This window comes from Rheinheimera nanhaiensis E407-8, assembly GCF_000296695.1.
Lineage (GTDB): Bacteria > Pseudomonadota > Gammaproteobacteria > Enterobacterales > Alteromonadaceae > Alishewanella > Alishewanella nanhaiensis.
The window spans coordinates 116,155-137,798 of the sequence record NZ_BAFK01000009.1 but is presented as its reverse complement, the minus strand read 5'-3'; the positions used below and the strand labels follow the sequence as shown (position 1 = coordinate 137,798).

The window sequence follows — 21,644 nt, the reverse complement described above, 5'->3', positions numbered from 1 at the left end:
CTTATTACCCGTTATTACACCGCAATAGCGGCTTTATCGCCTTTTTGTTCCAGCCAGTCACGCCGGTCAGTGGCGCGCTTTTTAGCCAGCAGCATATCCATCACTTCCAGCGTTTGTGCCACGTCGTCTATCGTTAGCTGCACCAGCCGGCGGGTGTTAGGATCCATGGTGGTTTCGCGCAACTGAAGCGGGTTCATCTCACCTAAGCCTTTAAAACGCTGCACGTTCACTTTACCGCGTTTTTTCTCTGCCTCTATGCGATCCAGAATGCCATTTTTCTCATCTTCGTCCAGGGCGTAATACACCTCTTTGCCTATATCGATACGATACAACGGCGGCATCGCCACATAGACATGGCCGGCTTCTACCAGGGTACGGAAGTGGCGCATAAACAGCGCGCATAATAAGGTGGCAATGTGTAAGCCGTCAGAGTCGGCATCGGCGAGAATACAAACTTTACCGTAACGTAAGCTGGATAAATCGCTGCTGTCCGGATCTATGCCAATCGCCACCGAAATATCATGTACTTCCTGCGAAGCTAAGATCTGACCCGACTCCACTTCCCAGGTATTGAGAATTTTACCACGCAGCGGCATTACCGCCTGAAACTCGCGGTCGCGTGCCTGCTTGGCGCTGCCACCGGCCGAGTCACCCTCTACCAGAAACAGCTCGGTTTGCTGTAAATCCTGCGCTGAGCAATCGGCCAGTTTGCCGGGTAAAGCCGGGCCTGAGGTGACTTTTTTGCGCACCACCTTTTTTGCCGCTTTTAACCGCTTTTGCGCGTTGTTAATACAAAAATCGGCCAGGCTTTCGGCAATGTCCGTGTGCTCATTCAGCCATAAGCTAAAGGCATCTTTGACAATACCCGAGACAAAAGCCGCCGACTGGCGTGACGATAAGCGTTCTTTGGTTTGGCCGGCAAATTGCGGATCTTGCATTTTCAGCGACAAAATATAGCTGCAGCGATCCCAGATATCTTCCGCCGACAGTTTAATACCGCGCGGCAACAGGTTGCGAAACTCACAAAACTCACGCAGCGCTTCCAGCAAGCCCTGGCGTAAACCATTCACATGGGTGCCGCCCTGAGCGGTAGGAATGAGGTTCACATAGCTTTCGGTCACCAGCTCGCCGCCTTCGGGTAGCCACAGCAGTGCCCACTCGACCGCTTCGGTGCTGGCGCTGAAGCTGCCGGTAAACGGCTGCTCAGGCAGGCAGATATAGTCTTTTACCGACTCGGCCAGGTAATCTTTAATGCCGTTTTGATAACACCACTGGTACTGCTGCTGGTTTACCTTATCGTCAAAGCTGACCGTCAGGCCAGGGCATAACACCGCTTTGGCTTTAAGCACATGCAGTAAGCGGCTGACTGAGAATTTTGCCGAGTCAAAATAAGACGGCGTCGGCCAAAACCGCACCCGGGTGCCGGTGTTACGTTTACCCACAGTGCCGGTGATGGTTAACTCACTGACTTTATTGCCGTGTTCAAACGCCATTTCGTACACATTACCGTCACGCCGTACTGTCACCTCAACCCGGCTGGACAGGGCATTCACCACCGAGATACCGACACCGTGCAAACCACCGGAGAACTGATAGTTTTTATTAGAAAATTTACCGCCGGCATGCAGGCGGCAAAAAATCAGCTCCACGCCAGTAACACCCTCTTCCGGGTGAATATCAACCGGCATACCGCGGCCGTTGTCTATCACTTCCAGCGACTGGTCATCGTGCAAAATCACCTGCACCGTATCAGCGTGGCCGGCTAAGGCTTCATCGACGCTGTTATCTATTACTTCCTGGCCTAAATGGTTTGGCCGGCTGGTGTCGGTATACATACCGGGGCGGCGCTGCACCGGCTCAAGCCCGGTCAGCACTTCAATCGAATCGGCGTTGTACTGTTGTGCAGTCATAGTTTCGGTCACTGGCTGATTGGATGTAGCGCGTTTTACGCGAGTTGGCAAAAGTTGGCAATAGTTTCCAGCTCTGCGGCAAAGCCGACATAGCTGTGATCGCCACCTTCACTCAGTTTTATGCTTGCGCCCTGATAGTAATCAAGCGCCAAACGGTAATCTAACACTTCATCACCGCTTTGCAACAGCAGCAGGTAATTCTGTGGCTGTTTCAGCGTCATTGGCATCAGCTGCTCAAGTACCGACATATGTTCAGCGGTCACCTCATAATGCTGCTGCAGCACCGGATGATAATAGCGTCCCAAATGCTGATGCAACACCTTATGGGGTGCTACGGCCGGGTTAATCAGACAGGCGCGGCAGCCCAGCTGCTCGGCGATACAGGTTGCCAGAAAGCCGCCCAAAGAGCTGCCAATGAGCGCCACCTCTGTTGTTTGGCCGATATGCTGGCGAATCAGCGCCAAAGCCGCATCCGGCGCGTAGGGTAAGTCCAAAGCCGCATAGTCGATATGCGGGTAATAACGGGCAAAAAACGCACTGGTTAAAACGGCTTTTTCCGATTGCGACGAGCTGGCAAAGCCATGTAAATACACTACTTTTTTAGTCATTATTACTACTTTTGCTTAAATTAAGGCGCTGAAACTGCCAGCGCACCTCACCATTGGCACTAAAATGCCAGTCACACCACTGTGGCCCCTGATCGACCGTTTGCCAGTCAGGTGTAGGCAAAAACTGCACTGAACTGGCCGGGCAGCCAACAATATCCACCTGCTGCTGCCGCCGATGATAGGCATAATGTGCATGGCCATGGCCAATGCCACGAATACGGGGTTGCTCGTTAATACTTTGCCACAACTGTGCCTGGTTCAGCTGACCGTGCTTGTCGATAAAACAGTTAAGCGGCGCCGGGTGATGATGACAAAACAACCAGATAGCTTCAGCGGTTGTCTGCTCACATTGCTGCTGCAGCCATTGCTGCTCGGCCGGCATAAATACGCCGGCCGGCGTATCGCCTTTGGTATTAAGTAGCAGCAGTTGCCAGCCGGCCAATTTAAGGCTGCGCTCAGGGCGAAACGGCGCTTGCTCACATAGCCATGCTAATTGCTCTACATCATCATGATTACCCGGCAGACAAAACACCGGGCAACTTAGCGGCGCCATAATATGGCACAGCAGCTGATAAGACGCCGGCGTATGATCCTGGGTGACGTCGCCGGTTAACAGCACCGCATCTGGCTGTTGCTGTACTAAGTGCGCCACAATCGCTGCCAGATAACGGGCAGGCTGCACGCCCTTATATAAATCTTCACTACTGGCCAGTAAATGACAATCGGTAATTTGCGCCAACCGATACTGCGCTTTGGTGGCAAAGCGGTAGTGCATCAGGCAAACACCAGGCTGTCGCGCCGGTAGCCGCGGGCGCTGCACAGTTTTAACCAGTCACGCAGCAGCAAATTAATCTGCCGTTTTTCATCCGGCAGCAACATCTGGCTGTTGGGGTAATCGTAACGGGCGGCAATGCGGCTTAAGTGCTGACAGGCTAACACTTCGGCCACCTGGGCATCATGGTATAGCCGTACGCTAAAACGCGGAGTAAAAAAGCTGCCATGCTGCAGCAATTCAATCTGCAAGGTGGTGGTAAAGCGGGCCAGTTCAGTGATGGTTAACCGGTAGCAGTGCTGATCTGTCACCTGAATATCCATGCGCTGTCCTTGGCGCACCTCAGCGGTCAGATAACGGTTAAGCTGAGCGTAATTACGCTCACACAGCGCCAGAAAATCCGGCAACTTTGGCACATACTTCTGCCGTTTAAACCACACGTCAGTCTCCCCAGGCTTGTTTTACTTTATCCAGATTAAGCGCCAGCCACTGCAGCGCAATGACACTGGCAGCATTGTCAATTTTTTGCTCGGCCAATAGCTGCATCGCATCAGTTCGGCGTAGTACATGCACTTTAATGTCTTCGTGTTCATCGGCCAAACCGAACACCCCAGCGCTTACCGGGGCTGTTAGGCGGCCCAGAAACAACTGTATACGCTCGGTAGTGCCACCCGGGCTGGATAAGTAGCTAAGCATAGGCCAAAGCTCGGTAATTGTTAACCCTGCCTCTTCTTGCGCTTCGCGCTGCGCCACCTGCTGTGCACTCTCGCCCGGTTCAATCATGCCGGCGATGGCCTCCAGCAACCAGGGGCTTGGGCTTGACGCCATCGCCCCTAACCGAAACTGCTCAATCAGCACCAGCTCATCGGTTTGGGCATTATAAGGCAGCACTACCACCGCATGGCCGCGCTCAAACATTTCCCGCTGCATTGGCGTACTCCAGCCGCCATTAAATAAACGATGGCGCAGGGTGTAGCGGTCGAGGCGGAAAAAACCCCGAAAAACCGTGCTTTTGTCGATAATCTCAACATCCGTGGCGCTAAATGACGGATACTGTTCAGCCTTGAATTCTGACATTACTGTACTCACATTCTGTTACACTCTAGCGCGTAACTTTACGGTTTAAAGATTACCTAGTTTACCGTAACAGAGTATTATTCGTGCAGTTTCCTTTTTAGACGGCCAGGATAGGTAAAAATGAAAAAGACCTTATTGAGCACCTTGTTAGCCACCAGCTTCGCTATGTTCAGCGCTCAGGCCGCTGACAACCTGCAAAGTATTTATCAGTTAGCAACGAAAAAAGATCCGCAGTTACTCAAAGCCATCGCCACCCGTGATGCCGCCAAACAAGGCATTGATGTGTCTAAAGCCAGCTTATTACCACAGGTAAATTTAACGGCTGGATACAGTAAATCGATGGCCGAACGCGCGCAGTTGTTAGAGTCTGGCATGGCCCTCATCGACAATGACACTACCGGTTGGAGTGCACAAGTCAATCTGTCACAGTCATTGTTTGACTGGAACAACTGGGAGAATTTAAACACCGCTGAAAAACGGGCGATGCAAAGCCAAACCAATCTGGATGCAGCAACTCAAGGCTTGATCGTTCGGGTATCACAAACCTACTTTAACGTGCTAAAAGCGGTAGACGATTTAGGCTTTGCCGAAGCAGAAAAGCGCGCCATAGAGCGCCAGTTAGAGCAAACCAAACAGCGCTTCGCTGTTGGCTTAACGGCTATTACAGACGTGCATGAGGCCCAGGCTCAGTTTGACAGCGCCTTAGCCCGTGAAATCACTGCACAGAACAACCTGGAAACGGCCCGCGAAGCCCTGCGTGAAATTACCGGCCAGTACCATGACGAGCTGGCCAGCTTAAATACCGACAAGTTTTCCACCCAGACGCCGTCACCGGCCACCGCAGACGAATGGGTAAAACTGGCCGAGCAGCTGAACTTAAGCCTTAAAGCCAATAAGTTAGCGTTGGAAATTGCCCAAAACGACATTGATAAAGCGGTGGCTGGGCACTATCCAACCGTTAGTCTGGACGCTTCTTATGGCACCGCTGACAACACAACAGAAAACACGCTGGCGGGTCAGACACAAAAAACCAATCTGCCGCGTTTGGACAGCAAGCAAATCGGTTTGAACCTGCGCGTGCCACTGTACAGTGGTGGCGCCACCACAGCACAAACCAGCGTAGCAAGGGCTAACTATGTTGTTGCCAGCCAGGATTTAGAGCTCAGCTATCGCACAGCTGTTCGCCAGGTACGCAGCTCATTTAATGACATTAACGCCAATATCGCCACCATCCGTGCCTTAGAGCAGGCTGTGGTGTCAGCAGAAAGTGCGTTAAATGCCACTGAAGCAGGCTTTGAAGTGGGCACCCGTACCATTGTTGACGTACTGCAAAGCACCCGTAACCTGTTTGAAGCCCGTCGCAATTTATCGGGTGCACGCTACAATTACATTATTGCCATTCTGACATTGAAACAGGCAGCAGGTAACTTGTCTGAACAAGATTTACAGGCAATTAATCAGGCTCTGTCCAGCTAAGCTCTCCTTGCAGGTTCACCGCAGCGGCGGTGAACCTCTTACCAGTTTTCACTATCCCCCCGGTCAATTTTCGCTACAATAGCGCATCATTTTTTCACTGAGGATATCGCGTGGTTCAGGCTCCGCAGTTTAGCTGGCGTTTTTTCTTGCCACAATACTGGTTACTTTGGTTGGGTGCAGCGCTGCTGTGGTTAATCAGTTGGTTGCCTTACCCGGTATTAATGGCACTGGGCAGTGGCTTTGGCCGCCTGTTAGGTAAACTGCTTACATCGCGCCGCAAAGTGGCCCTGCGCAATATCCAGTTGTGCTTTCCCGACATGCCCGCCGCCGAGCAACAGGCCTTAATCGAGCGCAACTTCAGTGAAACCGGCAAAGCCTTGTTTGACACCGTTATTGGCTGGTGGTGGCCAAACTGGCGGATAAAAAAACTGGCGCATTTTAGCGGCTATGAACACATTGAAACCGCTTTAGCCGAAGGTAAAGGCGTACTGCTACTAGCGGCGCATTTTTTACACCTGGAAGGCGCCTGCCGCGTGTTTGGCCTTACTCACCCCAGCGTCGGGTTTTACCGGCCGCATAACAACCCGTTGATGGATTACCTGCAATACCACGGCCGTAACCGCGCCAATAAATACATGATTGGCAAACGCGACGTTAAAGGGCTGATTGAGGCGTTAAACCAGCAGGAAGTGTGTTTTTACTTACCGGATCAGGACTATGGCCGCAACCGCGCCGAATTTGTGCCGTTTTTTGCCGTACCAGATGCCGCCACCACCACGGGTACGCTATTATTTGCCAAAGCAGCTAACTGCGTCGTTATTCCGGTAATCACCAGCCGTCTGGCGGGCAGCCAAGGCTATAAGATCACGGTATTACCGGCGTTGCAGGGGTTCCCCAGCGGTGATGACAAAGCCGACGTTACCCGGGTAAACCAGTGGGTAGAACAGGCGGTGCTGCAACATCCGGAGCAATATATGTGGTTGCACCGGCGCTTTAAAACCCGGCCCGATGCCAAGGCGCCATCACTTTATAAAGGACACTAAGTATGTGGTTCTGGATCCGTAATATCAGCTTATTGGTTATTTTAGGTGGTCTGGCCTATTTGCTGTTGACCAAGCCGGATTTTCTGATCCGCAAAGACTCTACCAATGTGGCTGCCGAGGGCTTTAGTGAGTTTTACAGTAAAATTCGTGGCTCACTGGCCGATGGCGCGCGCGAGCTGTCTAAATTTAAGCTTACGCTGCCTGATACCAGCGAACAGTTAACTACGCAGTTGCAGCAGCGCAGTGCTATCGTCGTGCCGGCCGATATTAACTGGCGCGGCCAGGTAACTGACCGCCGTTTTCGCGAAGGTGATACGCTTAAAACGGAACTGACTGAGTTCGCCCGCGCTGAAGGCCTGGAGCTGTTTTGGACCTTGCCGCGTGACTATGTGGTAAAGCAATATTTTCAGGTTGATGACTCATTAATTGCCACCATACATAAAGTGTCTGTCGCTATAGCGCCAGACTTCTCCTCACCGGTGCAAGCGTTCTTTTGCCCGCGGGAGCGGGCAGCGGTGATTACCGACAAAGACAACGACTATCTGCTGAAGCACTGCATCAGCGCAGCCACGCCACCGCAAAAAGACTAGCCGGTGGCGTTGCCAAACAGCTGCTGCCACACCTGCGCTACCTGCGCTTTTGCTTCCTGTAAGCTGTCATCGGCAGGTAAGCTGGCCGGTGCCAGCGTCTGGCGGTGGCCATAGCCACGCAGTAACTGATACGCCTGCTGTAACTGCTGCACCTGCAGCACACTGAGCAATCCACACTCGGCAGCGGCATCTAAAATGCGAATATTATCGCTATAGCGATACAAGCCGGCAAACTGATGCGCATAGGCCAGCACCAGATACTGGCTGATAAACTCCAGATCAACAATGCCGCCGCTGGCATGCTTAGGATCTTCAGCTTCCACACCATGATGCTGGCGCAGTTTCTGCCGCATTTGCACCACATCGCCAGCCAGCTTGGCTAAGTCGCGCTGCGCGCTCAGGATCTGCTGACGGATCTGTAAAAACCTGTGCTGCAGAGCGTCAGAGCCATAAATAGCACGCGCCCTTACCAAGGCCTGATGTTCCCAGGTCCAGGCTTCCTGCTGTAAATACTGCTGGTAAGTATCGATATTAACGGCCAACAAACCGGAATTGCCTGACGGCCTAAGCCGGGTGTCAACCTCGTACAACACGCCGCTGTTGGTGCGGGTAGTACACAGATGCAGCACCCGCTGCACCAGCTTTAAATAAAACTGCTTGGAGTCTATCGGCCGCTCGCCGTCAGTCGGTGCCTGGCTGTCGCAACTGTGCACAAACACCAGGTCCAGATCTGAGCCGTAGCCCAGCTCCCAGCCGCCCAGTTTGCCATAAGCAATGACTGCCAGACCTTTATCCTGCTCACTGGCATTGGCCGGTTTGCCATAACGCTGCACCATTTGCTGCCAGGCCAGCTCTACCACCTGCGCCATGATCACTTCGGCCAGCCAGGTCAGATGATCACTGACCTTCATTAGCGGCAGTACGCTGCTGATATCGGCGGCGGCAATACGCAGTTGCTGCGCCTGCTTAAACTGGCGCAGGGTTTCCATCAGCAGTTCTAAGTCATCATCTGGCACCCGCAGCATATGCTGGCGCAGCCGGTCGCGGTAATCGGCCACGGTCGCGACCTGATATAACTGGGCCGGGTCAATCAGCTCATCGAGCAACATCGGATAGCGCGCCAGTTGCTCGGCCAGCCAGCCGCTCTGGCTGCACAGCAACACCAATTGTTTCAGGGCGGCGTTGTTTTCAAATAACAGCTCCAGATAAGCCGTGCGGGTCACTATTTGCCTAAATACCCCCAGTACACGGTTCAGTACTGCCGGCCCGGCCTGTTGTTGCTGCAGTAAATACAATAACTGCGGCACCAGTTTGGCCAGATAATCGCGGCCACGCGGCCCGACACTGCGCCTCTGGCAGTCTTGTTTGAATTGCTGTAGTGCACTGATGAGCGCCTGCGCCTCCTCTTCTGCTAACCATTCCAGCTGGCTGGCCAGTTCAGCCGGGCTTCGCTCGCTGTCCCAAATCAGCCGGCCTACGCTATTGTCCTGCGCCTCGGCTTCATCGCCGTTGTCTATCACCTGTTTAAACTGCTGGTGCACCCGCGCCATAGCGGTATCTAACTGTTGTTGCAACGCCAGCCAGTCGGTCTGCCCCAGTGCAGCCAACAGTTGGCTGCGCGCCAGCGCCTGCTGCGGCAGGGTTTGGGTTTGTTGATCGTATATGCCCTGTAAAAACTGCTCGACCTTGCGCAGCAGCAGGTAATCTTCACCCAGCGCGTCGGTCTGCTCTGTGGTTAAAATCTGCTCAGCGCACAGCACCTTCAGTGCCTTTAACAACGACGGCTGCTGCAGCGCCGGAATGCGCCCGCCGCGAATAAGCTGCAGTGTCTGGACAATAAATTCCACTTCGCGGATGCCACCCACACCCAGCTTAATATTGTCACGCCGGTTTAAGCGGCGGTTTTCCTGCTCAATTTGCTGCTTCATCCGTCTTAGCGATTCAATGGCAGAAAAATCGATATAACGGCGGTAAATAAACGGTTTTAACAGTTGCTGCAGCTCCTGGCTGTGGTAGCCATCGGGGTTTAACACCCGGGCTTTTAGCATGGCATAACGCTCCCACTCGCGGCCCTGCTCCTGATAATAATCTTCCATTGCAGCAAAGCTGAGCACCAGTGGGCCACTGTCGCCAAAAGGCCGCAGGCGCATATCAACCCGGTAAACAAAGCCATCGGCGGTGACCTGATGCAAAGCAGCAATCAGCTTTTGTCCAAGCTTGGTAAAAAACTGCTGATGCTCGCTGCTGCGCCGCCCGCCCTGGGTCTCACCGTTGGCCGGGTAGGTAAAGATCAGGTCAATGTCGGAGGAGAAATTCAGCTCAGCGCCACCCAGCTTGCCCATGCCAAGGATCAGCAATGGCATCGGCTCACCCCGCTCATCCAGCGGTGTGCCCCACTGCGCGGTTAACTGCTGATAGGCCCAGCGATAGGCAGCGTTAATCAACTGATCGGCCAGCGTAGATACCGCCAGCAGGCTTTGTTCGATGCTCTGCAGCTTTAGCACATCGGCGGCTAAGATGCTGCTAAGGCGGGCATTGCGCACCTGTCGCAGCAAGCGAAACAGTGCCGCCTCGTCTAACTGCTCACAGCCGGCTAAGGCTGTGCTGGCGTAATCGTCCATCCGCAGCAGCTGGCTGGCGTCGCTAAACCGGTTTAACAGTGCAGGTTGTTGCGCCAGCGTGCGGCCAATAAAGCTACTGGCGGCCAGCAACTGACATAACTGCGCCTGCTGTGCCTCGGTTAACTGCCCGGTCTCAAGCTGGCTCAGTTGCTGTGCCACCGCCTGCGCCAGGGTGCTGTCCTTGATCATGCTAGCCGTTGTCATGCTGGCCTCCGTCACCACTTTGCTGGTACAGGTATTGTGATAAGTCGAGTAACCACAGCTGATAGACATTAGCGGTAAAGGGTGGCTCGCCGGCGGCACACTGCTGCGCCAACTGCTGCGCCTGTGCCGCCTGTGCGCTCAGTGCTGCCTGGCCAAGGGTGTCGGCCAGCTGCTGCAGAGACTGCGCCGCAACCTGCAATGCCAGTACGCCCTGCTGTGGGTAACAGGCTTCCGCTTGCTGCAAAGCACTCAGATATCTGGTCAGCTGCTGCTGTAAATTCAAGCTGTCTTCCGTGGCTACCGCTGCAGGTAACGCTAATGACCGGCCGGCACGCAGCAAATAGCCGCGCGCCGCTTTACTTAACCAGCCGGCCTGCAACGGTAAATGAACCAGCAGCTGCCGTGCCAGACTAAATAAGGCCGTACCATTGCCACTTAGCAGTTCCAGCTCCAGCTCAGCAATGGCTTGCTGCTTGCCCCCTGCCTTAATGCTGCCGCTATCATAGGCCAGCTCCACTACACTGCCGTCGCGGGTGTTAAGCTGCCAGCTATGGCGGATAAAATCGGTGCGAAACAGCTCGGTAAGTTCGCGCTGTAATACGTTAATATCAGTATTGGCCGGCCAGATATGTGCTGGAAAGTCAGCCAGCAGCGGCAGCACTGTCGCGCAGGGCGCATTATATTCAGGCCGCATTTGCAAGGCGCCATGCTGCTGCCCTGACAGCTTGATAGTTTGCTCATAACAGCCGTTTTTCAGCCGGCTGCGCAGCCCCATATCATGGCGGCGAAACCAGTTATCGGCAGTATCAAAATAGGCATTGTGTAACGCCTGCTCGGCCTGATGCTGCACCTGCGCCAGTTGCGGCAGCAGCGAAATTAATTGCGGTAAATAAGCTGCCGGTAAGGCAAACTTCAGCTCAAGTTCAGTACTCATCTGCTACTCTGTCACCTTGGTGCTGGCAATAACAGCCAATACCGTTTTAAACCTTGTCAATTGCGGCGCAACTCCCTATCATCCAAGGTGTTGGCAGCAAAGCTGTTTTATAAAAATAAGCTCAGGATACCTATGTTCAGATTAATTAAAAGCACCCTGCTGGTATTATTTTCCGCCTACTGGCTGATGATCAGCGGTGCTGTTTATGCGCAAGCTGAAGCCAAACCCGCCTTTGTCAGTGACGCCCTGTTTGTTTACCTGCACTCGGGCCCCAGTAACCAATACCGTATTATCGGTACCGTTAATGCCGGCCAAAGTGTCACTTATTTAGGCGAAGATGCTGAAACCGGCTATGCCCACATTCAATATGACGCCGATAAAACCGGCTGGCTGCCAAAAGAATATGTCACCTTTACGCCCGGTCTGGTGGCACAGCTGGCAGATTTAAAAGAGCAGTATGCCAAACATAATGAAACCGTGCTGGCGTTAGAGCAACAACGTGACGAGTTAAATAGTCAGTTGACTCAGGCCGTAACTGAGCGTGAAACCGCTTTGGAGCAACTGCAGCAAGCCAACCGCGCTTACGAGCAGTTAAAAGTGCAGTTGGAAAACACCCAAAGTTCGATTTGGGAAAAACCCATGGTACTGGGCTCGTTAATTTTGCTGGCTGGCCTGATCTTTGGTTTAGTGTTACCGCTGCTGATCCCTAAGCGCCGCAACAGCGAGCGTTGGATGTAACCTGCCCGCGTTAGCCCGCTGCCGGCGGGCTTTCGGTCGGCTTAATCGGCAAACCCGCATCGTTTTTCACCTGTTCAATCACCACATAAGTATGGGTTTGTGCTACGCCGGGCAAATCGACAATTAATGCCAGTATACTGCGGTAGGCGTCCATATTCGGCAGCCGCAGTTTTAGCAAGTAGTCAAAGCCGCCGGCGACCATATGGCATTCTGCCACCTGCGGAATTTGCACCACCGCATCGCGGAATTTATCAAATACCTCACTGGTCGTCCTGTCCAGCGTCACCTGAATAAAGGCTGCGGTGCCAAAACCCAGCTTAGCGGCATTTAACCGTGCGCCAAAGCCATCGATATAGCCTTCTTTCTCCAGCCGCTTTACCCGGTCAATGCAGGGGCTGGCACTTAAATTCACCTTTTTTGCCAGATCAACATTGGCAATACGGCCGTCGCGTTGCAGGGTGTCGAGAATACTTAAGTCGATCCGGTCTAAGCCTTTACTTTTTGCAGGTGTATTCATGGCAGTAATTTTTCTGGTTTTACTGAATTAAGACAGAATTATATAGGGTTAAAACGCAAAAATAACCACCCTATGCTGCGGACATTTTACTAAAATGCCGCATTCTTATTCTTGTCAGGAAGCTAACTGCAATGCTGTATCACGGTTCCCTGGTTGCCACCCAACCGCTGCGTCAAACTATCCGAGATTTCTACCGCGCTGATGAAGACAAGGTATTAAGTTACCTGTTGCCACTGGCCGATATTGGCGTTAATGCCCGCAGCCGTGCCTGGGAACGTGCCCGCCAGTTAGTGCTGACTATCCGCCAGGCCCAGGTGGGCAAAGGTGGCGTTGATGCCTTATTAAATGAATTCTCCTTGTCGACCGAAGAAGGCCTGGTGTTGATGTGTCTGGCCGAAGCCCTGCTGCGGGTGCCGGATAAAACCACGGCCGACCGCTTAATCCGCGACAAGCTGTCGCAGGGCGACTGGAGTTCGCACCTGGGCAACAGCAGCTCGCTGTTTGTGAATGCCTCAGCCTGGGGCCTGCTGTTAACCGGTAAGCTGGTCAACTATTCAGATGAGCAAAAGAAACAACAATTTGGCCTGTTAAAACGCACCTGTGGCCGCTTAGGCGAGCCGGTGATCCGTCAGGCAGTGCGTTATGCCATGCAAATTATGGGCGCCCAGTTTGTGATGGGCACCACTATTGATGCGGCGCTTGAGCGCGCGACCGAGATGGAAGCCAAAGGCTTTCGTTATTCCTACGACATGCTGGGCGAAGGCGCCCGTACCATGGCCGATGCCGATCGCTACTTTGACAGCTATATGCGCGCCATCGACACCATAGGTAAAGCCGCCAATGGCCGTGGCCCCTTTAACAGCCCGGGCATTTCCGTCAAGCTGTCGGCCATTCACCCACGCTACGAATTTAGCCACCGCGACCGCGTAATAAACGAGCTGGTGCCCAGGGTAAAACAGCTGGCACTGGCTGCGAAAGCCTATGACATTGGCTTTACTATTGACGCTGAAGAAGCCGACCGGCTGGACTTGTCACTGGATATTATTGAGGCGGTGTTTAGCGATCCGGCGCTGGAGGGCTGGGAAGGTTTTGGTTTAGCGGTACAGGCGTACCAAAAGCGTGGCATCCATGTGATCGAGTGGCTGCGCGAGTTAGCACTGAAAGTTGGCCGTAAAATGATGGTACGGCTGGTAAAAGGTGCCTATTGGGATACCGAAATTAAACTAAGCCAGTTAGAAGGCTTTAGCGACTTCCCGGTATTTAGCCGCAAGCCGTCAACCGATGTGTCGTATCAGGCCTGTGCCAAGAAAATGCTCAGCTACCGCGACAGCATTTACCCGCAATTTGCCACCCATAATGCGTACACTGTCGCTACCATTATGGAAATGACCAGCGATTACAGCGGTTTTGAGTTTCAGCGCCTGCACGGTATGGGCGATGCGCTGTATGATGAAATCGTCATTAAAGACAAGATCCCCTGCCGCATTTATGCGCCGGTGGGCGAACACTCCGACCTGCTGGCATACTTGGTGCGCCGCTTGCTGGAAAACGGCGCCAACAGCTCCTTTGTTAACAACATCGTTGATGAAACCATACCGGTTGAATCGCTGCTGTCTGATCCGGTAGAAACGGTACGCGGCTGGCAAAGTGTGCGCAACCGGCAAATTCCGCTGCCGGCCAATTTATACGGTAGCGAGCGGCTCAATTCCAATGGCCTGGACCTGACCGACATTGACCAGTTAGAGCAGGTTAAAAAAGTGATGTCGCTGTGGTTTGACAGCATTAAACAGCTACCAGTGCAACACGATGCGGTGCCGGTAACCAACCCGGCCAATCTGGACGAGATTATTGGCTACCTGCACTATGCCGACGAAAACCAAATGCAGCAGATCCTGGCCAATGCTGATAGCGCCTTTGCCAGTTGGTCTCAGACCGACGTCAGCGAGCGCTCTGCGCTGCTGCGCCGCATTGGCGATGCATTAGAAGTGCACCGCAATGAGCTGTTGGCGCTGTGCGTAAAAGAAGCCGGCAAAACCCTGGGTGACAGCGTGGCTGAAGTGCGCGAAGCCATCGACTTTTGCCGCTATTATGCCGCCCGTGCCGAAGAGCTGTTTGCCAAGCCGCAGCAGGCGCGCGGGGTGTTTTTATGTATCAGCCCGTGGAACTTCCCGCTGGCCATTTTCCTGGGCCAGGTGGCAGCAGCCATTGTTACCGGTAACACTGTGGTCGCCAAACCGGCCGAGCAAACCAGTTTAATCGCCATTCGCACCGTCGAGATTATGCGCGACTGCGGTATGCCCGAGCATGTGGTGCAATTGGTGATTGCCCCTGGCCGTCAGGTAGGCGAGCACATAGTACCGGACAGCCGCATTCAGGGCGTGATGTTTACCGGCTCTACCGAAACCGGCTGCTGGATCGCCCGTAAGCTGGCCGAGCGTGGTGGCGAGCCGGTGCCGCTGATTGCTGAAACCGGTGGCCAAAACTGTATGATTGTCGACTCTACCGCCCTGCCGGAGCAGGTGGTGGACGATGTGATCTCCTCAGGTTTCCAAAGTGCCGGCCAGCGCTGCTCAGCGCTTCGGGTACTGTTTTTACAAGAAGACGTGGCCGATAAAATTATCACCATGTTAAAAGGCGCTATGGCCCAGCTGCATGTCGGCGACCCGCAATGGCTTAGCACCGACTTAGGCCCGGTCATCGACGCCAAAGCCCATGAGCGTTTAAGCGCCCATGTGCAGTATCTGGCCGATAAAGCCACCTTGCATTATGAGTGCGCCATTCCGCAGGAAGGTAAACACTACTTCTTTGCCCCGCGCCTGTACGAAATCAGCGATTTAACCGTGCTGGAGCGTGAGGTATTTGGCCCTGTGGTGCACATTATCCGCTTTAAGGCCGATGAGCTTGATAGCATTATCAACCAGATCAATGCCACCGGTTATGGTTTAACCATGGGCGTCCACAGCCGTATTGAGCAGTTTACCCGTCGTATTGCCCGCGACATTAAAGCCGGCAATATTTATGTTAACCGTAATATGATTGGCGCTGTGGTCGGCGTGCAGCCGTTTGGCGGCCGCGGTTTGTCAGGCACCGGCCCTAAAGCCGGCGGTCCGCTTTATTTAACCCGGCTGGTAAAAGATAATCTGGATGTCAGCTGCCCGGAGCTGAGCGAGCAAAAACGCCATAGCCTGCTAAGTGAAACCACCAGCAACGCCGTGGCCTACGCCATGCCGGTAGCTGCCAGCGCCCAACAGGCCTGGGCCATGCTGCCGATTAACCAGCGCACCTCGGTACTGCGGCAGTTCTTGGCCTCGCTGGCCGCTAACAGCGTAGTAAACAAGCAGGAGCCGGATTTAGAGCAGGTACTGACCCTGGCGCAGCAAAAACTGCAGCGGGTTGAGCGCGAACTGCAACAGCCCGTGAGCCTGCCCGGCCCCACCGGTGAAAGCAATATGCTGGTGCTGGACCCACGCGGCGTGCTGGCACTGGTACGTGACGATAGCAGCAGCTTTAGCTACTGGCTGGTCGCTATTATTACCGCACTGGCCGCTGGTAATGCGGTGATCACGGCGGTAGAAGAGCAGGATTTTGCTGAAGCCGAAGCCTGCATTAAAGCCTTACAACAAGCCGGCATGCCACAGCATTTGCTGGCGGTGGTGCGGCTGGACTGCCTGACTACCTTACTGGCGCATGCTGATCTGGCCGGTGCCATGGTGGACGTGAGCAGTGCGGTAAAACCGCTGTGCGCCGAGCTGATTGCCGCGCGCCCAGGGGCAATATTGCCGCTCATTACCGCACCGGCCGGCCCACAGTTACTGCAGCGTCTGGTGACAGAAAAAACCATCACCATCAACACCACCGCTGCTGGTGGTAATGCGTCGTTGATGACGATGGCAGACAACCTCGGTTAATATTTCGCCGCCAGCCCTATGATAAAGCCCGTTTTTACGGGCTTTATGCTATGTTTTAACTCATATTGTCGCAGCGCAACGACAAATCATCTTTTTGTTAATTTATAGTTAAGGTGCTTCAGGTATACTGAGCCGCTAACAAAGCGTTTGGCAAAGGTGTAATAGATGCCGTATCAGGAAGTCCGCATCGCTGATCTGCAGCCGGGAAGCTACGTGGTGCAGGTGCTACAACAAAGCGGCGAAGTGATCGTTAAGCATGCCGGTTGGGTACGTAATGCCCAGGCCGTCGATATGCTGCGCCGTAAAGGCGTGCAGGTGGTGCTGGTCGATCCGGCCAAAGCCCTGAAACCCGAGCCGGCAGAAGGCCTTACTGATAGCACCACCCCAACCGCTCGCAGCGATGAGGCCGCAGCACGCAGTTTATTTAGTGATGAGTGGCCCAAGGCCGAACGCGCCCTGCTAAATACGCAAAAAGCCCAGCGCCAGCTACTGGACGCGGCGCGCCAGCAGCAGCAAATTGATCTCACCCTGGTTTACGAAGTCAGTGCCGGCCTGGCCGAGTCGATTAGCCGCAATCAGGATGTGCTGTTATGCTTAAGCCGCATTGCCGAGCAAAGCGACAGCCTGCTGCAGCACAGTATTAATTGTGCTGTTTATATGGCGGCCTTTGGCCGTTACCTGAATTTGCCGCCACACAAGGTGCAGGCCCTTATTACCGCGGCACTGCTGCATGATATTGGCAAAGCGATAAACCCTGATCTGCTGCAAGCCGAAGATCACAAAGCGATACCGGCCAGCTTAAATGCGCTGCAAAAAACCGCTAATCTGTCCGGTGAAGTCTCGCTGTGGATCAGCCAGCACTGCGCCCACCTTGATGGCAGCGGCTCACCGAAGATCAGCGCCGGTCAAATCGAAAAAGCCAGCCGCATGCTGGCTATTGTCAACAGCTATGAAAAACTCACCTCGCCACAAACCAGCAAACTGGGGCCGCTGGCAGCGTCGCGCTTGCTGCTCGAACGCACACCACACAAGCTGGATGCCGAACTGCTGCAGCAGTTTATTAAATGTATTGGTATTTATCCGCCAGGCTCAGTGGTAAAACTGACGAGTGGCAAACTGGCGCTGGTATTGGAAAATAACGCCAAAAAGCCGTTATTACCTAAAGTGAAGGTGTTTTACCACAGTGTGCACCAGCACCATGTTACACCTAAGGTACTGGATCTAGCCCGCCAGCAGGAAGAGCAGATAGACAGCTGTGTGGAGCTGAAAAAATACGGTCTGGATGTGCGTAACTATATCTAGCCGTAGCTAGTCAGATGCCCTGCCATTCGCTTAGCGCCGCCATGCTGAATAACTGATTACCCAGCTGCAGCAGCACAAACTGCGGCGTAATTTCTTTGATACGGATATCGGCCGTTACCCACTGGCCTTCCTGCAGCGTTTTGCCATTCACCTTGACCCAGCGCTGATTAGTGCTGGTGGCATAGACGTGAGCCTCAAATTTAAGCGGCGGGATCTGCAGCTGTAATGTCCGCTCCAGGCTGGCGATATCAACCGCTGGCGCAGTATGGCTGGGCACAGCGCTTGGGCGCACATTCTGCGCAGTGGCTTCCAGCGCCGAGGCAAATTTATCTCTGAGCTCGGCCGACACTTCAGTGCTGCTGGCGATCGGCTCGGCAGTGGCTTTACTGCTGGCCTGCAATGGCTGTGGCTCGGCGGCGGCAGTACCGGCAGTCATGGTCGCCACCGGTGGCGGGGTAACAAACTGCTCTTGTACCGGCGCCGGCGGCGGGTTCAGGCTTTGCTCCAACTGTTGTGGTAGCTGTGTCGGTGAGGCGGTATCAGGGTTTAGCGTTAATGCCGCAATAATTTGCGCGCTGCTGGCAGGCTCAGCCACTGCGGCGGGCACGGTGCTGTTACTGGCTTGGCCGGGCACAGTGGCAGCCGGCGTAAACCAATAGGCCAGCAAAGCCCCCAGACACAGCGCTAACAACAGGGCTAACGCCAGCGCCAACTTGCGCCAGAAGGCCGAGCTGTCATTGGGCTGCGGTAGTGTTTGTTGCTGCTGTTGTTTTAGCGCATCCATTAAAATTGACATCTAGTCTGTTCTACACCTTGTCATGACTGGGTGGCGAGCCAGGGTAGCACCAACATGGCTAAGCCGAAGCCCAGCACTATAGCGCAAAGGCCTACCACAGGCCAGAACCAGCGTGGCAGCGCCACAGCCTTGCTTTGCTGTGACAGTGGCAAAATTTCGCCGGCGGCCTGGCGCACCAGCTTGTCGCTCACCATCGCCTGCTGCTGGCTGTAAGCGCCCAGCAAGGCCCTGTCGGCCATTAAATTCAGCAGCCGCGGTATACCGCCGGATAACTGGTACAAGCGTTTTATTGCCGCCTCACTAAACACCGGCCGGCTGCAGCCAGCCACCTGCAAGCGAAACTTCAGGTAGTGCCTGACCTCATCCGGCGTTAACGGCAGTAAGTGGTAGCGTGCGGTGATGCGCTGGGCTAACTGGCGTAAATCATTACGTTTTAGCAGTTGCTGCAGCTCAGGCTGGCCGATTAAAATCACCTGCAGCAATTTACGGGTATTGGTTTCCAGATTCGTCAGCAGCCTGAGCTGCTCCAGCACCGCTGGCTGTAAATGCTGTGCTTCATCAATGATCAGCAAAGTGTGTTTGCCGGCTTCGTGGTTTTTCAGCAAGCGCGCTTTAATTTTGTCGCCCAGCAGCTTCAGGCTGGCATCGGCTTTCTTATAGCGAATTTTCAGCTCATCACAAATGGCCGCTAACAACTCCAGCTCTGAGAGGGTTGGGTTTAGAATAAAGGCGACCTCGGCCTTATCGTCCAGCTCCTGTAGCAAACAGCGCGAAACGGTGGTTTTACCGGTGCCCACTTCACCGGTGAGCAGCACAAAGCCGCCGGCCTCACCTAAACCAAAACGTAAATGCGCTAAGGCCTCGGCATGGCGTGGGCTCAGGTACATAAAATCCGGGTTGGGCGCAATGGAAAATGGCGCACTGCTTAAGCCAAAAAATCCGGTATACATACGGCATCCTGCTGATTGAAGTGTACTGCACCCTGGTGCAGCCGTGCATTTTGCAACTCGGCGGGTATAATGGCAAAAAATCACGCAACAGGAAAGCCGGTGCAACGTTATCTGGTGGGCGGTGCCGTTCGCGACACCCTTTTAGGTTATCCGTTTCATGAACGCGACTGGGTGGTGGTAGGGGCCACGCCGCAGCAAATGCTGGATTTGGGCTATCAGCAGGTCGGTAAAGACTTTCCGGTCTTTTTACACCCTAAAACCAAAGAAGAGCACGCACTGGCGCGCACCGAGCGTAAAAGCGGCCGCGGTTATACCGGCTTTAGCGTGTATGCCGCACCGGATGTCACCCTGGAGCAGGATTTACAACGGCGTGATTTAACCATTAACGCCATCGCGCAAGCTGACGACGGCCAGCTGATTGACCCCTTTGGCGGCGTGGCCGATCTGAAGCATAAGGTGCTGCGCCATGTGTCTGATGCCTTTGCCGAAGATCCGCTGCGCGTGCTGCGGGTAGCCCGCTTTTATGCCCGCTATGCGCATTTGGGCTTTAGCGTAGCGACCGAAACCCAACAGCTGATGCGCACACTGGCAGACGAGCTTGTGACGTTAACACCGGAGCGGGTATGGCAGGAAACCGCCAAAGCGCTTGGCGAGCGCACACCACAAGCTTACTTTCAATTGCTGTACGATACCGGCGCCTTGCAGGTATTAATGCCTGAGCTGGCCGCCTTATGGGGTGTGCCGCAACCACCCCAGTGGCACCCGGAAATTGATACCGGCGTGCATACACTGCTGGTACTGGAACAGGCCGCCATGTTATCAGCGCGTAGCGATATCCGCTTTGCTGCGCTGGTGCATGATTTGGGTAAAGGCGTCACTAAACCTGAGCTTTGGCCGTCGCATCATGGCCATGAACATACCGGGCTGCCGCTGATAAACCAGCTGTGTGACCGGCTGAAAGTACCAAATGATTGCCGTGAACTGGCGCTGTTAGTATGTGAGTACCATCAGCTGGTGCACCGCGCCCTTGAGCTGAAAAGTGCCACTGTGTTAAAACTGTTTGACGCTATCGACTTATGGCGTAAACCGGCCCGGCTGGATGCCATCCTGCTGTGCTGCACCGCCGATTTACGCGGCCGCACCGGCTTTGAGCAGGCAGAATACCGGCAGGCAGACTACCTGCAGGCGCTGGCCGGCGCGGCGCAGCAGGTTTCGGCAAAAGATATGGTCGCTCAGGGTCTGCAAGGCGAAGCGATAAAACAGGGCTTACAGCGCGCCCGTTTAGCAGCCATTCAGGCCGCTAAACAGCAGTGGCTGGCTGTGTAAGGCTTAAGCATAGCGCGGCTTAAGCTATGTATTGCTTAAGCTGCGCGCTAATCAGGCTGCGCGCTAATCAGGCTGCGCTGTTAAGCACCAACAGCAACACCACACCCAGAATCAGCCGGTAAATGACAAAAGGCAACATCCCCATCCGCTCTATCACTTTTAAAAACAGGTGAATACAGACAAAAGCACTGATAAAGGACAAGCCGGTGCCAAGCAAAATAGCACCGACATCGTACTGCGTGGGTTCGGCCAATAGCTTAGCGCCCTGATAACCACCGCTAAGGATAATAATAGGGATAGACAACAAGAACGAGAAACGCGCGGCACTCACCCGATCCAGCCCCAGCATCAGCGCAGCCGTCATGGTAATACCCGAGCGCGACGTCCCCGGAATAAGTGCCACCGCCTGGGCGATACCAATCAGCAGCGCCTGTTTCCAGCTCAGCTGCGCCATACTTTGCACTTGCTTAGCGGTAGCATCCGCCAGCCACAGCGCCAAACCAAATACGATAGTGGTAATGGCAATGACATAGGGCGAGCGTAAAAAGTTTTCAATTAAACCGGCACCGAATAAGCCAGCCAGCCCGGCCGGAATAGTGGCCAGGATCACCCACCAGGCCAGTTTACTGTCGGTACTGTGTTTACCAGCCAGCGATTGCAGCCACCCCACCGTCAATTGGCCGATATCACGGCGAAAATACAGCATCACCGCCAATAGGGTGCCCACATGCACCGCTACATCAAAAACCAGGCCCTGATCCTGCCAGCCAAACATGGCTGACGGCAAAATAAGGTGCGCAGAAGAAGAAATAGGTAAAAATTCAGTCAGGCCCTGAATAATGGCCAGAATAATCACTTCCATTGTACTCACG

18 protein-coding genes are annotated in these 21,644 nt (G+C 54.1%); 7 read left to right on the top strand and 11 right to left on the bottom strand.

Going from position 1 to position 21,644, the window contains the following annotated elements; genetic code table 11:
• Positions 1-14: 14 nt before the first annotated feature.
• The 5 genes from parE to nudF are packed head-to-tail and all read right to left on the bottom strand — an operon-like array spanning position 15 to position 4,367.
• Positions 15-1,910 carry a DNA topoisomerase IV subunit B gene (gene parE / locus RNAN_RS09545; protein ID WP_008221203.1) on the bottom strand — a complete coding sequence of 632 codons (1,896 nt, stop codon included), beginning with the start codon at positions 1,908-1,910 and terminating at the stop codon, positions 15-17.
• Between the two features lie 35 nt (positions 1,911-1,945).
• The gene (locus RNAN_RS09540; protein ID WP_008221201.1) at positions 1,946-2,518 is read right to left on the bottom strand and encodes a YqiA/YcfP family alpha/beta fold hydrolase; all 573 of its coding nucleotides are present in this window, start codon (positions 2,516-2,518) and stop codon (positions 1,946-1,948) included.
• On the bottom strand, positions 2,511-3,293 hold the full coding sequence (locus RNAN_RS09535; protein ID WP_008221199.1) for a metallophosphoesterase: 783 nt from the start codon (positions 3,291-3,293) through the stop codon (positions 2,511-2,513). Before RNAN_RS09535 ends, RNAN_RS09540 begins: the two co-directional genes overlap by 8 nt.
• Positions 3,293-3,730: a DUF1249 domain-containing protein gene (locus RNAN_RS09530; RefSeq protein ID WP_008221197.1), complete on the bottom strand. Its 438-nt coding sequence runs from the start codon at positions 3,728-3,730 to the stop codon at positions 3,293-3,295. The genes RNAN_RS09535 and RNAN_RS09530 overlap by 1 nt, the downstream gene beginning before the upstream one ends.
• 1 nt (position 3,731) lies before the next feature.
• On the bottom strand, positions 3,732-4,367 hold the full coding sequence (nudF, locus tag RNAN_RS09525; RefSeq protein WP_008221195.1) for an ADP-ribose diphosphatase: 636 nt from the start codon (positions 4,365-4,367) through the stop codon (positions 3,732-3,734).
• 120 nt (positions 4,368-4,487) lie between these two features.
• Here nudF and tolC point away from each other — a divergent pair, with 120 nt between their 5' ends.
• From tolC to RNAN_RS09510, 3 genes are all read left to right on the top strand, one after another.
• Entirely contained in the window at positions 4,488-5,843 is a 1,356-nt protein-coding gene (tolC, locus tag RNAN_RS09520; protein WP_008221194.1) for an outer membrane channel protein TolC, read from the top strand.
• 110 nt (positions 5,844-5,953) lie between these two features.
• Complete coding sequence (gene lpxL / locus RNAN_RS09515) at positions 5,954-6,886, top strand: LpxL/LpxP family Kdo(2)-lipid IV(A) lauroyl/palmitoleoyl acyltransferase (protein WP_008221192.1); 933 nt, start codon at positions 5,954-5,956, stop codon at positions 6,884-6,886.
• A 2-nt stretch (positions 6,887-6,888) separates the two neighbouring features.
• On the top strand, positions 6,889-7,476 hold the full coding sequence (locus RNAN_RS09510; RefSeq protein WP_008221190.1) for a TcpQ domain-containing protein: 588 nt from the start codon (positions 6,889-6,891) through the stop codon (positions 7,474-7,476).
• Here RNAN_RS09510 and glnE read toward each other — a convergent pair.
• Positions 7,473-10,301 carry a bifunctional [glutamate--ammonia ligase]-adenylyl-L-tyrosine phosphorylase/[glutamate--ammonia-ligase] adenylyltransferase gene (gene glnE / locus RNAN_RS09505; RefSeq protein ID WP_237739905.1) on the bottom strand — a complete coding sequence of 943 codons (2,829 nt, stop codon included), beginning with the start codon at positions 10,299-10,301 and terminating at the stop codon, positions 7,473-7,475. The genes RNAN_RS09510 and glnE overlap by 4 nt on opposite strands.
• A complete protein-coding gene (locus tag RNAN_RS09500) occupies positions 10,288-11,235 on the bottom strand; it encodes a CYTH domain-containing protein (protein WP_008221186.1) in 948 nt (315 codons plus the stop codon). Before RNAN_RS09500 ends, glnE begins: the two co-directional genes overlap by 14 nt.
• 132 nt (positions 11,236-11,367) lie before the next feature.
• Here RNAN_RS09500 and RNAN_RS09495 point away from each other — a divergent pair, with 132 nt between their 5' ends.
• Positions 11,368-11,973 carry a TIGR04211 family SH3 domain-containing protein gene (locus RNAN_RS09495; protein WP_008221184.1) on the top strand — a complete coding sequence of 202 codons (606 nt, stop codon included), beginning with the start codon at positions 11,368-11,370 and terminating at the stop codon, positions 11,971-11,973.
• Between the two features lie 10 nt (positions 11,974-11,983).
• On the opposite strand, the gene RNAN_RS09490 is transcribed toward RNAN_RS09495, so the two are convergent.
• Positions 11,984-12,490, bottom strand: a complete 507-nt coding sequence (locus tag RNAN_RS09490) for an Lrp/AsnC ligand binding domain-containing protein (protein WP_008221182.1) — start codon at positions 12,488-12,490, stop codon at positions 11,984-11,986.
• A 131-nt stretch (positions 12,491-12,621) separates the two neighbouring features.
• On the opposite strand from RNAN_RS09490, the gene putA reads away from it, so the two are divergent.
• Both putA and RNAN_RS09480 read left to right on the top strand, forming a co-directional pair.
• On the top strand, positions 12,622-16,398 hold the full coding sequence (putA, locus tag RNAN_RS09485) for a bifunctional proline dehydrogenase/L-glutamate gamma-semialdehyde dehydrogenase PutA (protein ID WP_008221180.1): 3,777 nt from the start codon (positions 12,622-12,624) through the stop codon (positions 16,396-16,398).
• 165 nt (positions 16,399-16,563) lie between these two features.
• On the top strand, positions 16,564-17,700 hold the full coding sequence (locus RNAN_RS09480) for a cyclic di-GMP phosphodiesterase (RefSeq protein ID WP_008221179.1): 1,137 nt from the start codon (positions 16,564-16,566) through the stop codon (positions 17,698-17,700).
• 10 nt (positions 17,701-17,710) lie between these two features.
• Here RNAN_RS09480 and RNAN_RS09475 read toward each other — a convergent pair whose 3' ends face one another.
• Positions 17,711-18,496 carry a general secretion pathway protein GspB gene (locus tag RNAN_RS09475; protein WP_008221177.1) on the bottom strand — a complete coding sequence of 262 codons (786 nt, stop codon included), beginning with the start codon at positions 18,494-18,496 and terminating at the stop codon, positions 17,711-17,713.
• A gap of 20 nt (positions 18,497-18,516) precedes the next feature.
• Positions 18,517-19,446 (bottom strand): ExeA family protein, encoded by a 930-nt coding sequence (locus RNAN_RS09470; protein ID WP_008221176.1) that lies wholly within the window; start codon positions 19,444-19,446, stop codon positions 18,517-18,519.
• Between the two features lie 99 nt (positions 19,447-19,545).
• Here RNAN_RS09470 and RNAN_RS09465 point away from each other — a divergent pair, with 99 nt between their 5' ends.
• Positions 19,546-20,772, top strand: coding sequence for a multifunctional CCA addition/repair protein (locus RNAN_RS09465; protein WP_008221174.1), 1,227 nt, complete (start codon positions 19,546-19,548; stop codon positions 20,770-20,772).
• 67 nt (positions 20,773-20,839) lie between these two features.
• On the opposite strand, the gene RNAN_RS09460 is transcribed toward RNAN_RS09465, so the two are convergent.
• Positions 20,840-21,643: an undecaprenyl-diphosphate phosphatase gene (locus tag RNAN_RS09460; protein WP_008221171.1), complete on the bottom strand. Its 804-nt coding sequence runs from the start codon at positions 21,641-21,643 to the stop codon at positions 20,840-20,842.
• Position 21,644 lies beyond the last annotated feature (1 nt).